Annotated in this window: 10 protein-coding genes and 1 tRNA gene; 6 read left to right on the plus strand and 5 right to left on the minus strand. The window is 49.0% G+C overall.

Going from position 1 to position 12,813, the window contains the following annotated elements; all coding sequences use genetic code 11:
* Nucleotides 1-98 precede the first annotated feature (98 nt).
* Complete coding sequence (locus IE094_RS07705) at nucleotides 99-2,393, plus strand: glycosyl hydrolase family 28-related protein (protein ID WP_189639995.1); 2,295 nt, start codon at nucleotides 99-101, stop codon at nucleotides 2,391-2,393.
* Here the strand turns inward: IE094_RS07705 and IE094_RS07710 are convergent.
* Both IE094_RS07710 and uvrB read right to left on the minus strand, forming a co-directional pair.
* Complete coding sequence (locus IE094_RS07710) at nucleotides 2,390-2,944, minus strand: DUF4453 domain-containing protein (RefSeq protein WP_229802154.1); 555 nt, start codon at nucleotides 2,942-2,944, stop codon at nucleotides 2,390-2,392. The genes IE094_RS07705 and IE094_RS07710 overlap by 4 nt on opposite strands.
* Nucleotides 2,945-3,020: 76 nt before the next feature.
* A complete protein-coding gene (uvrB, locus tag IE094_RS07715; protein WP_308429210.1) occupies nucleotides 3,021-5,201 on the minus strand; it encodes an excinuclease ABC subunit UvrB in 2,181 nt (726 codons plus the stop codon).
* Between the two features lie 397 nt (nucleotides 5,202-5,598).
* Between uvrB and IE094_RS07720 the strand changes: the two genes are divergently transcribed.
* The 5 genes from IE094_RS07720 to IE094_RS07740 all read left to right on the plus strand — a co-directional run bounded on the left by IE094_RS07720 (nucleotide 5,599) and on the right by IE094_RS07740 (nucleotide 8,736).
* On the plus strand, nucleotides 5,599-5,910 hold the full coding sequence (locus IE094_RS07720) for an ETC complex I subunit (protein ID WP_189639997.1): 312 nt from the start codon (nucleotides 5,599-5,601) through the stop codon (nucleotides 5,908-5,910).
* Between the two features lie 87 nt (nucleotides 5,911-5,997).
* Nucleotides 5,998-6,074, plus strand: a tRNA-Arg gene (locus IE094_RS07725).
* Nucleotides 6,075-6,136: 62 nt separating this feature from the next.
* Nucleotides 6,137-7,783 (plus strand): glycosyltransferase family 4 protein, encoded by a 1,647-nt coding sequence (locus IE094_RS07730; RefSeq protein WP_229802155.1) that lies wholly within the window; start codon nucleotides 6,137-6,139, stop codon nucleotides 7,781-7,783.
* An 83-nt stretch (nucleotides 7,784-7,866) separates the two neighbouring features.
* Nucleotides 7,867-8,334 (plus strand): hypothetical protein, encoded by a 468-nt coding sequence (locus IE094_RS07735; RefSeq protein ID WP_189639999.1) that lies wholly within the window; start codon nucleotides 7,867-7,869, stop codon nucleotides 8,332-8,334.
* Nucleotides 8,335-8,520: 186 nt separating this feature from the next.
* Nucleotides 8,521-8,736, plus strand: coding sequence for a DUF1127 domain-containing protein (locus IE094_RS07740; RefSeq protein WP_189640000.1), 216 nt, complete (start codon nucleotides 8,521-8,523; stop codon nucleotides 8,734-8,736).
* Nucleotides 8,737-8,813: 77 nt separating this feature from the next.
* Here the strand turns inward: IE094_RS07740 and IE094_RS07745 are convergent, their stop codons facing one another.
* Genes IE094_RS07745 through IE094_RS07755 form a run of 3 tightly spaced genes read right to left on the minus strand, consistent with a single transcriptional unit; the run spans nucleotide 8,814 to nucleotide 12,715 of the window.
* Nucleotides 8,814-11,021, minus strand: a complete 2,208-nt coding sequence (locus IE094_RS07745; RefSeq protein ID WP_189640001.1) for a 3-hydroxyacyl-CoA dehydrogenase NAD-binding domain-containing protein — start codon at nucleotides 11,019-11,021, stop codon at nucleotides 8,814-8,816.
* 24 nt (nucleotides 11,022-11,045) lie between these two features.
* Complete coding sequence (locus IE094_RS07750) at nucleotides 11,046-11,504, minus strand: cupin domain-containing protein (protein ID WP_189640002.1); 459 nt, start codon at nucleotides 11,502-11,504, stop codon at nucleotides 11,046-11,048.
* The gene (locus tag IE094_RS07755) at nucleotides 11,504-12,715 is read right to left on the minus strand and encodes an acetyl-CoA C-acetyltransferase (protein ID WP_189640003.1); all 1,212 of its coding nucleotides are present in this window, start codon (nucleotides 12,713-12,715) and stop codon (nucleotides 11,504-11,506) included. Before IE094_RS07755 ends, IE094_RS07750 begins: the two co-directional genes overlap by 1 nt.
* Nucleotides 12,716-12,813 lie beyond the last annotated feature (98 nt).

Raw genomic sequence — 12,813 nt, forward strand, 5'->3', positions numbered from 1 at the left:
CAGCGCACGGTGACATAAGCGGTTATTAAATCCTTAACGATAGATTGCATTCAGTTTTGCATGCACTGGCGTTTGCCAGATTATCAAAGGATTTTTAGATGAATAAAGCAGTCACAGATGGCATTAATTTCACACCCGCTCCGTTTGGCGACGGGCTGGATATGTGGTCCAGCGTGGATGGCACGCCGGGGTCGGCAACTTATGACGGAGCGACAAATGCAACCTTGATCGCAGCGGATGCGGATTTTGGTCTGTGTTTGGAAATGCAAAAAACACAAGGCGTTCAGCATCTGCGATATATGGGTGAAATTCCGATGTTGCCAGGGTGTTATCTGCGCGTGCGTGTGCGCATCAAAGCGATCAGCGGGCAAATGCCATCAGTGCGCATCGCTGGCTGGGCAGGGGGTGCGGGTGGTGGCCATGTTTCTGGTGTTGATGAAACGGGGCCGCTGACGGCGCTTAGCGAATATGGCAAAGTTGAAACCATCGAGGCGATCATTGGTTCGGGGACACGCAAGGGCGTTGATATGGTTTGGGGACGGGACCCGATTTACGGGCATTTTGGCATCGACTTAACGGGTGCGGATGGTGGCGTGGTGCGTATCGAGGATATTAGCATCGAGGATGTGACATCCGTGTTTCATCGCAATATGATGGATGTTGTTGATGTTGCCGATTACGGCGCGGTTGGTGACGGCGTGACCGATAATTCAAGCGCGTTCGAGGCCGCCGATGCAGATGCCAATGGGCGCGATATTCTGGTGCCAGCGGGCACATATTACATCGCGCAAACCATAACCATGAACAATCGCATTCGGTTCGAGGGTCATTTGGTGATGCCCGATGATGCGATTTTGCAATTGGCAAAGAATTTCAATTTCAACATGTACGAAGACGCATTTGGCGACGAAGAAATCGCGTTTAAAAAGGCCGTTCAAGCATTGTTCAATTATACCGACCACGAGGCGTTGGATTTGAACGGGCGCATTGTGCATCTGAGCGGTCCGATTGATGTGCACGGCGTAATCGGCAATCGCGATAGTTTTGGAACGCGAAAGGTTATTCAAAACGGCGAGCTTTATGCATCGAACAATGCAAACTGGGATATTGATACGGTTGTCGCATCGGCTAGTTACGATACCGACGCGCCAACAACGCTGACAAATGTGCAAAATATTTCCAGCATTCAAATCGGATCGCATGTTGCGGGTAACGGTGTTGGGCGCGAAGTTTACGTGCGCGATGTTGATGTCGCCAATAATGAAATCACTCTAAGCCAAGCATTGTATCGTGCAAATGCAAACCAGAATTACACGTTCACGCGGTTTAAATATCTGTTGGATTTTTCAGGATTTGATTCCATGCAACGCTTTGTTGTGGATGCGATTGATTTTCGCTGCAACCAAAATGCCAGTGCAATTTTATTGCCGCGCGATGGTAAAATTTTTCATGTCAAAGACTGTTTCATCACCAGCCCCAAACACCGCGGGATTACATCGGCGGGTAATGGGTGTTCTGGCATCATGATTGACCGTTGTCAGTTTTTATCATGGGAACAAAACGAAGCGGTCGCGGATCGTGTCACGATTGGGTTTAACGTCAATGCCAATGATGCAAAAATTCGCGACAACCGCGCGACACGTTTCATGCATTTCGGTGTTATCAGTGGCACCGGCAACATCATTTCGGGGAATCACTTTTTCCAAGGTGACAATCAGGGTACATCGGATCGCACCGCCGGCATGGTTTTTGCCACCAAGGGGTTTAAGAGCACATTCACAGGCAATTATGTGGATAATTGTTATCTGTCTTGGACGAATGAGCATTCCCCAAAGCCCGATGATGATGGCACATCGTTTGGCCAATTGTCGGTGACGGGAAATGTGTTTACGGGCAGCGGTACCGAAACTTGGTTTAGCTATATTCGCGTCAAACCATATGGCACGGGGCAATATATTAGCGGTCTTTCGGTTACGGGGAATACGTTTAAACAATTTGGCCCCGTGGATATTGACCGTGTTGAACAAGTCACAACCACATTTGCGCAATTGGATGGATCAAAAACAAAGAATTTGATTTTTGCCGATAATCAGTTTGCACGGGTAAATTATGTGACGCAAAGCCCAGTGAATATCGAAGTTTCACGCAGCAGCAATGGTGCGGTTTGGTCTGCTGATCTGGGGGATTATCTGCCCTTTGGTTTGCCTGCGCGCCATGTTACCGCCGTTGTCCCAGAGGGCCCCGTTTTAGGGTCGTCGGGTGCGGTTTATACCATGCCTTATGCGTTGACGGAACTTGGAAGCAATAAATCACAGATCAGTTTGAATTGGTCACAGGCCGTGCACGGCAAGGTGCGATGCGAAGTGCGCTGTGATGATCCGATCCAAGTTTAACCCGCGATTTCATCGCATCGTAAATCACCTGCTTGATCCGTCCAACCAGACGAAATTTTGCCAGCGGTGGATTTGCTCATCAATGTGATGAATTGCCAGTCACCCTCATTAAGGTGAAGCCAGCCAAGCGTGTCACCCGTGTCGATGGTCGCCAGCACGGGTGATGTATCTGTTTTATCTTTGTGCAAAACAATGGGGTTGTTGGGCTGTGCACCAAAGCAAACCTTTACGTTATCTTCGGTTGCAATGGGTTGCGTTAACAGACGTAAACGCGCCGCTTGATTATACACATTGATGTTGGTTTGGGATTGATCGACGGCACATTCCAGCGATCTGTCCTGTGTCCAAATCCGTTTGATGCGGTCTTGTAAATCGGGGGGCAAGGTGGGATCGACGCTGGTACAACCGTTATTGTCAAAAATTGCTTTGCCAAGTTCCGATCCAAAGCAATAGCCATGAGCATCATAGATCACATTTCGCGACAACCACAGATCATCACAAACCGATTGGGCCCATGTTGGGGCGGCGAAAAAGACTAGAGAAATAAGCACATAAAATTGTTTCATTATGAAAAGTTTAAATCAAAGAATTAATATTGTAACCTAGCTTTTCAGCTAGGTATGTCATTTAAAACCGTCGCTGGGTCTTGCCCTTGCGCACGCGCGTCCCGCCCTTACCAGCCGAGCTACGTCCCGATTTTTTGATTGCGTCATCAACGGCGGCTTCGATCACGGATTGGCGTGCCATTGGGTTTTCCGCCACGGCTAGTTCCACCGCCTCTAGGCGTTTGACCTCGTCGCGGATGCGTGCGGCCTCTTCGAATTCCAAATTTTCGGCGGCTTTCAACATATCCTTGCGCAAGCCATCCAGATGCGCTTGTAAATTTGCGCCGATCAAATTGGCCGATTTGGTTTTTGCGGTGATCCGCGATTCATCTGTGTCACCACCAAACACGCCTTGTAATACATCCTCGACGTTTTTCTTTACCGTCAGCGGTGTAATGCCATGTTCGATATTATAGGCATGTTGTTTTTCGCGCCGTCGGTTGGTTTCGCCAAGCGCGCGTTCCATGCTGCCCGTGATGCGATCCGCATACATGATCACACGTCCATCGGCGTTACGCGCCGCACGTCCAATGGTTTGCACCAAAGATGTTTCAGAGCGTAAAAAACCCTCTTTATCCGCATCCAGAATGGCGACCAATCCACATTCAGGAATGTCCAATCCTTCGCGCAGCAAGTTGATTCCGATCAGCACATCAAATGCACCCAACCGCAAATCGCGCAGGATTTCGATACGCTCAATCGTGTCGATATCGCTGTGCATATAACGCACGCGAATACCCTGTTCGTGCAAATATTCAGTGAGGTCTTCGGCCATGCGTTTGGTCAGGGTTGTCACCAAAACGCGATTGCCTGCATCCGCCACGATGCGAATTTCATCCAGCAAATCATCGACCTGCGTTTCAACGGGGCGAATTTCAACGGGCGGATCTAACAACCCCGTGGGGCGAATAACCTGTTCGGCAAAAATCCCCCCCGATTGTTCCAATTCCCATTTTTGCGGGGTGGCGGACACGAACACCGATTGTGGACGCATCGCATCCCATTCTTCGAATTTTAACGGGCGGTTATCGGTGCAAGACGGCAATCGAAATCCGTGTTCGGACAGGGTGATTTTACGGCTAAAGTCACCTTTGTACATGCCGCCGATTTGGGGAATGGACACATGGCTTTCGTCTGCGAAAACAATGGCATGATCGGGGATATATTCAAACAGGGTGGGGGGCGGTTCACCCGGTGCACGCCCCGTTAAATAGCGTGAATAGTTTTCAATTCCATTGCAAACACCCGTCGCCCCCAACATTTCCAAATCAAATTTGGTGCGCTGTTCCAAACGCTGTGCCTCTAACAATTTTCCTTCGGCTTCGAATTGTTTTAGGCGGGTTTCCAATTCGGCCTTGATGCCGACCATTGCTTGGCTCATTGCGGGACCTGGGGTGACATAGTGTGAATTGGCGTACACCCGAACCTTTTCCAAACGATCAGTTTTTTCACCTGTTAGCGTGTCAAATTCGGTGATGCTTTCCAACTCTTCGCCAAAAAACGACAAACGCCAGCCGCGATCATCAAGGTGGGCGGGCCAGAGTTCCAAGCTATCGCCGCGCACACGAAATGTGCCGCGTGCAAACCCTTGGTCATTGCGTTTATATTGCTGTGCTACCAGATCAGCCATGATTTGGCGCTGATCGTAACTTTCGCCAACCAACAAATCCTGTGTCATGGCGGTATAGGTTTCAACCGAACCGATGCCGTAAATACATGAAACGGATGCCACGATAATCACATCATCGCGTTCCAACAATGCGCGGGTTGCGGAATGGCGCATTCGGTCAATCTGTTCGTTAATTTGGGATTCTTTTTCAATGTAAGTGTCGGACCGTGGGACATAGGCTTCTGGTTGATAATAATCATAGAAGCTCACGAAATATTCGACGGCGTTTTCTGGGAAAAAGCTTTTGAATTCACCATAAAGCTGTGCTGCAAGTGTCTTGTTTGGGGCCAGGATAATCGCGGGGCGCTGTGTGGCCTCGATTATTTTGGCAACGGTGAATGTTTTACCAGTACCCGTTGCCCCCAATAAAACCTGATTTTGTGATCCCGCTTCCAGCCCACCAACCAATTCGGCAATGGCCGTTGGTTGATCGCCTGCGGGGGAAAATTCGGAATGCAGGATGAATTTTTTCCCACCTTCCATTTTATTTTTCTGAGCGCGTGGATTTTGCGTGATGACTTCGGCTTGCGACATGAAAAACGATTCCCAGATGGATGATGAATGGACAGGTTGCAACACCGAGGTCCCAAAACACAAGTGTCCTAAAAATAATGTGAATATTTAACGCGTTGTTAACCAAGTCATTGCAAACCAGATGTACAGAAAGCGTAGACGAATACTGCATTGATTAATTGGGTTAAATTTACTTGGTATTGCAATTTAATTGGTTTGTTCTGTTGCTCGGCTTGCTGAACCAGCGTGTTCGGTGATGATAGCCGCGAAAAGTTACTGGTCAATTGTTTGACCCACCCCACCCCTCACCTTAAATGATTGGCCAGTAACGCCCTTGACGAAAACACCAAGGAATACTTGATCAATTGCAAAGATTTGGCGATAAGCAGTGGAATCGTAACACAAAGGGTTTTGTTCAATGACCGCGCGTATTTATCAACCTGCCCGCAATGCAATGCAATCAGGTCAGGCGAAAACAAAAAATTGGATTTTGGAATATGCACCAGAAGAACCACGCGCCGTTGACCCGTTGATGGGATGGACAAGTTCGGGCGATATGGACAGCCAGATCAAATTGACATTTGAAAGCAAAGAGGCCGCAATCGCCTATGCGCAATCCAAAGGCATTGCATATAGCGTCCAAGAACCAAAACCACGCAAACACAATGTGCGCGCGGGTGGATATGGTGAAAATTTTGCCACCAACCGCCGCGGTGTTTGGACACATTAACGAAATAGCACAGGTTATACGAAAGGCGGGTTTTGGCTGCCTTTAACCTTGAAAACAAACCCCAGCTATAGCAAAACTTCATCACAAGGTCCCATAGCTCAACTGGATAGAGCACCTGCCTTCTAAGCAGGGGGTTTCAGGTTCGAGTCCTGATGGGATCGCCACATTTTGTTGTACTGGGCTGGGAATGTCATCGCGAAAATCTTCAAATTCTGGTGCGTCTGATGTGGCCATCTATTTTCATAATGATGGATTTGACCCCAAGAAAAATACGCTAAACGGGCGGCGCATCGCGGGTGAATCGTTTTTGCGTGGATTTATCCAACACGCCGGCACGGATCGATTGTGCGGTGCGGTGGATAACAAAATCCAAGGCGACGGATTTCGTGAATTTGTAAAATCCATCGGTTACGATGGCGAGGTCGTCACGCGCATGTTATCGCGCCAAGGGCTGGCAGGGGATGCCAGTGTTTTAAACATGCCAGGGCCAAACCTGTCAGAACAGGCTTGGCGGCGGCATCATTTGGGTGGGCGTGCCTTTTCAATCTGTGGAATTACGCACACCACCGCAACCAAACGCGTGATGCAGGGAATTTTTGATATGCGCTCGGCACCCGTGTTGGAATGGGACGGGATTATTTGCACATCAAACGCGGTGAAAGCATCGGTTGATTATCAATTTGATCAAGCGGATCAATTTTTGGAACAACGATTTGGAAAACTGCCCGCACGCCCACAAACCCCTGTGATCCCATTGGGCATTCACAGCAAAGATTTTGCTCGCGATGAAAATGCACGAAAATCATGGCGTGAACGGTTGAACGTGGGACCCGATGAAATTGTGGTGCTGACGATGTCGCGGCTTAACAGTTTTGGCAAATTTGATCCGCTGCCGTTATTTCAGGCACTCGAAATCGCTGCGGGAAATGCCGCGCATAAAGTACATTTTCTGGCCGTTGGTCCATATAGCGATAATGTCACCCGCCGTGTGTTTGAAAACGGCGCACAAAAATTGGCTCCAAGCGTGAAGTACCACCATGTTGATGGCACCAAGGAGCCAATGGCCTTGGGGTTATGGTCCGCCGCGGATATATTCACCCATCCCGTGGATAATATCCAAGAAACATTTGGCCTTGCCCCGGTTGAGGCGATGGCAGCTGGTTTGCCAGTGGTGGTATCCGATTGGGATGGGTTCAAGGATACGATCACATCAGATGTCGGTGCACGTATCGGCACCTTTGGCCCAAAATCAGGGGCGATGCGCGCCGAAGCATTGCGCCATTATTTGGGCACAGACAGTTACGCCCAATATATGGGGCAGGTGAGTTTCCAAACCTATATCGACGTTGCCCAGATGGCGGGCGTGTTCACTCAGTTGATTAATGATCCCGAATTGCGCAAGAAAATGGGCGCGGCGGGGCGCAAGCGAGCGCAAAATATCTATGACTGGAAAAACGTGATCCCACAGTATCAAGAATTCTGGGCGGAACTGGATGCACACCGTTTGCACCATCTCAACGAAAATTTTATCTATAAATCCCAATCCGCGCCCGTTGCACTTGATCCCAGTGAGTTATTCGCCAGCTATCCCACAGATGCGGCGGAATTTGTGGGGCGCGGATTTTGTGCGATTGCAACGGGTGACCCAAAACAATCGGTTTTGGATATGGTGCGATTGCGTGAAATTCCCGCGTTGAAACGCGCATCGACCAAGGCGGATAATTACGCGGCTGTTTTGGAATATATCCAGAACCAAAAGCGCACATCGTATGAATCCTTGCAACGCGGTGTTTTTGATATGGATGATACGGTGCTGGATAAATGTTTGATCTGGCTGTTGAAATACAACCTTATTTCTATCGGCAAGGATTAGACGAAATCGGCCATCTGTGCATAAACTTGTATCTGTAACATCAGTCCCTAGATATAAGGGGATAAATCATTAGCGATGAGGGTATGATGCTATTTAATCTGATATTGGGTGTGGTTGCGGGGATCGCGTCACGTTATGTGGAAAAACCGCTTGGGGGCGTGATAGAGGAACATTTGGAATTGCCAGAGCCAGATTTGCGTGTCTTGGCATTTGTCGCCAGCATGCTGATCGCTTCATTGTTGATCGCGATAGCAGGGGCAAACGGGATGCCAATTGTTCTGTTGATCGGCGGTGCATTGGGTATTTTTGGCAGCCATGTGATGAAATTTGGCCGCGCACAAAAAGATGTGTTTCAGCAAAAACTGGATGAACGCAAAGCAAACGCGGGCAATGCAACACCATATCGCGCCGAAGATGTGAACCAAGACGTTGCCGATGCGGTTGACGAAGCTGTTGAGGCCGCGAAAGAGGCATCAACCAAATCCAGCCGTGCGGTGAAAAAAACGGCAGCCAAGAAAACAACGCCGAAAAAGCCAGCAGCGAAAAAATAAGTCGTTTTCAAACTGACTAATTTTTAAAAAGGGTAGCAATTGCTGCCCTTTTATTTTGCATAGATGTTACGTTAAGTTATGCGTTCAGCGCATATCGACTTTGCGATTTGAATTGTTGTGCATCGCACCATCAAGGCCCATATTCAAGGTAACAAAACACACGACAACCAAGAAAGGAATGTCACAATGGCACAAGTAGCAACAACAACCGCATCAGTTCGCGACATCGCAGTATCAGTATTATCTTCTATCGGTAACTGGTTTATCAAAGTTGGCGAAGCACATTCACGTTCTTCTAAATTCGAAGAAATGAACAACCTGACAGACGTCGAATTGGCAACAAAATACGGTATTAACCGCGATCAAATCGCTGCTTATATCTTTCGTGACCGCATGATCTAATCCGATCATTCGTTCATGAAAAAGGCGGGCAAATTGCCCGCCTTTTCTATTTTATGATGGGGCTTTCGCCCCTTTTTTTATGCGGCTTTTTCAACCTTTGGGCCGTATTTTCCGTAAAATGTTTCACCTGATGCAGCCAGATCGCGCAACATTTGCGGTGTCGTGAAACGCTCGCCATATGTTTTGGTCAAACCATCACAGATTTCCACAGCCTTTTCTGCCCCGATCATATCCAACCAGCTGAACGGGCCACCAGACCATGGCATAAAGCCCCAGCCAAGGATCGCGGCAACGTCGCCTTCGCGGATATCCATCAACACACCATCTTCAAAGCTACGCACTGCTTCCAAAACCTGTGCCATCGCCAAACGGTGTTGAACGGTGGTCAGATCAAGCGCATCTTCGGTCACAGGCCATTCGCGGCGCAGACCTTCCCAGATGCCGATACGTTTGCCTTTTTCGTCATAGGCATAGAAACCAGCGTTGTTTTTACGCCCCATGCGTTCTTCTTCGAACAATTTGAACAAGATGCCTTCGGCCTCTGTCGCTTTGTAATCATCGCCAAGTGCGGCTTGTGTTGCCTTGATGATTTTCACTGACAGGTCGATGGAAACCTCGTCCGCCAATTGCAATGGGCCAAGCGGCATACCAAGCAATTTTGCAGCGTTTTCGATCAATGCCGGTTCCACACCCTCGGCCAACATTGTGATACCTTCGTTCACATATGGCAGGATACAACGGTTGGCATAGAAGAAACGCTCGTCATTCACAACGATCGGTGTTTTCTTGATTTGCGCCACGAAATCCAACGCTTTGGCCACTGCTTCATCGCCAGTGTTTTTACCTTTGATGATTTCGACCAAATTCATTTTGTGAACAGGGCTGAAAAAGTGGATGCCGATGTAACGGTTATCATCGCGGCTGGCCTTGGCCAATTCGGTGATTGGCAATGTGGATGTGTTGGTTGCAAAAATTGCATCCGCTTCCAATTGCGCCTCTGCGTCTTTGGTGACACCTGCTTTGACTGTTGGGTCTTCGAACACGGCCTCGACGATCAAATCACAACCCTTAAGCGCTGCGTAATCTGGTGTTGCTGTCAAACGGCCAAGGATTTCTGCTTTCTTCTCTGGTGTTACCTTTTTGCGTTTCACACCTTCATCAAGCAAACCTTCCACTGTGGCATAACCACGATCCGCCGCTTCTTGGTCGCGGTCCAGCAATACAACTTCGATCCCGACTTTGGCGGATACGAATGCAATGCCTGCACCCATCATGCCCGCACCCAGAACACCCAATTTTTTGACTTTCATGTCAGGCACGCCAGCAGGGCGCACGGCACCTTTTTCAAGCGCTTGTTTGGATGTGAACAACGTGTTGATCATCGCGGATGATGATGGGTTCATCAAAACCTTGGTGAACCAACGTGTTTCGATTTTGATCGCGGTATCGAAAGGTACTTGCGCACCTTCGTAAATTGCAGACAACAATGCTTTGGCCGCTGGATAAACGCCTTGGGTATTGTAATGCACCATTGCGGATGCGCCAACATAGTTCATGAAACCAGCAGGGTGATACGGTGCACCACCTGGCATTTTGAAACCTTTTTGATCCCAAGGTTTCACGATATCCGCATCCGTTGCGTTCAAAACCCATTCTTTGGCTTTGGCCAGCAATTCATCGGCAGGCACTACTTCGTCAACCAAACCAATTTTTTGTGCTTTGATTGGGTCATGCAATTTGCCCTGCAACAGGATTGGTGACACGGTCATCATATCCATTTTGCGTGACAGGCGCGTAGTACCACCTGCGCCTGGGAAAATGCCGACCATGATTTCTGGCAGACCTATTTTTGCCTTTGGGTTATCCGCGGCGAAAATGCGATGACATGCCAATGGAATTTCATAACCAATACCAAGTGCAGTACCCGGCAGAGCCGCTGCGATTGGTTTACCACCCTTGTTGGTTTTTGGGTCCATGCCCGCCCGCTCGATTTTACGTGTGATGCGGTGAAAATTCATGATCCCGTCAAACAGACCTTGAGCGGGGTTATCACCCGCCATTTCGGCCATTTTCTTGATCACGTTCAAATCCATGCCGCCAGCGAAATCTTTCTTGGCGGATGTGATAACCACACCTTTGACTGCATCATCGGCCAATGCTTTGTCAACCAATGCGTCCAATTCGGCCGTGCCTTCAAGGTTCAGCACGTTCATGGATTTGTTGGGCAAATCCCATGTGATTGTGGCAACGCCGTCGCCGTCTACGTCATAATGAAAATCTGTCATATTCTCTTCCCTTTCGATGGGTGCTCACAAAGGTGAGCCATCCTTGCGCATAAAGTTATAGGAACCGTCCTTTACCTCTAACTTCATGTCGATGTCTGAATAGGTTGCTGTTTCTGTCGGGGCCTTGGTGCCAACCACCAGAAAACGCGCCTCGCTATCCGTTTTGTTGATAAAATGGTGACCATTCGCATCGCCCGCAGGAAATGCTGCACAGTCGCCAACGTTCATTTTGGTTTCGCCGTGATCGTCGATCAACGTCACAATACCATCCGTGACCATGACAAATTCGTCTTCCTTCAAATGCCAATGGCGCAATGATGATTTCGCCCCTGGTTCAAGGATGACAAGATTGGCGCCAAATTGGGTCAACCCACCCGCATCCCCCAAACGCAACGATGTGCGCCCCACCATTTCAGCGGCCAGAGGATCGGGATAGATCGAACCCGTTTTCACAGGCACCGTATCAAGGTCAAGTTTTGGCATTATACGCGTTCGATAATGGTTGCTGCACCCATGCCAGAACCGATGCACAATGTTGCAAGACCGGTTTCTTTGTCGCTGCGCTCCATTTCATCGAGCAACGTGCCAAGGATCATCGCACCCGTCGCACCCAATGGATGACCCATCGCGATTGCGCCGCCGTTAACGTTCAGCTTGCCATGATCAACATTGAAATGCGTCATGAAACGCAGAACAACAGATGCGAATGCTTCGTTCACCTCGAACAAATCAATGTCGCCAATGTTCATGCCTGAATCGCGCAGGATTTTTTCCGTTACGGGAACGGGGCCTGTCAACATGATGGTTGGGTCAGTGCCGATTTTTGCGGTTGAACGAAAACGTGCACGTGGTTTCAAACCATTTGCTTCGCCAAACTCTTTGTTACCGATCAAAACAGCCGCCGCACCATCAGAAATCGCAGATGAATTGCCCGCGTGGTGAACGTGATTGATGCGTTCCAGTTCTGGGTATTTCATCAATGCGACTTTATCAAAACCAGGCATGGTTTCGCCCATGTCTTTGAATGATGGGCGCAATGAACCCAAACCTTGCATATCTGTTGGACGAATTTGTTCATCCACACCCAAAATGTCCAAACCGTTTTGGTCTTTCAACATGATGCGTGATTTATCGAAATGCCCTGCTTTGGTCGCAGCCGCTGCACGTTTTTGGCTTTCAACTGCGTATGCATCACAATCGTCACGGGTGAACCCGTATTTGGTTGCGATGATGTCTGAACTGATACCCTGTGGTACGAAATATGCTTTCATAGCCAAATATGGGTCAACGGCGATTGCACCACCGTCCATGCCCATTGGCACGCGGCTCATGCTTTCAACACCACCAGCGATATATGCGTTACCCGCACCGCCGCGCACTTGGTTTGCGGCCATGTTCACTGCTTCCAAACCGGATGCACAGAAACGGTTTACGGAAACGCCTGGAACGCTTTCGTCCAGATCGGAATATAAAACCGCAGAACGCGCCAGACATGCACCTTGTTCGCCAACTTGGGTCACATTGCCCCAAATTACGTCTTCGATTTGCGATGTATCTGTCAGGTTATTGCGCTTTGCTGTTTCGTTCAGCACTTCCGCAGATAGGCGCACAGCAGTCACTTCGTGCAAGCTGCCGTCTTTTCTGCCTTTGCCCCGTGGGGTTCGAATTGCATCATAGATATAGGCGTCTGTCATAATAGCCCTCTTTAGTGTGAATTGAGCCGCGTCAGAAACGCGAGATTGCTGGCGACATAAAACAGTGTGAACCCTGCAAGGCGCAAGGTGTAATTTGG

This window comes from Paramylibacter ulvae, assembly GCF_014652655.1.
Lineage (GTDB): Bacteria > Pseudomonadota > Alphaproteobacteria > Rhodobacterales > Rhodobacteraceae > Amylibacter > Amylibacter ulvae.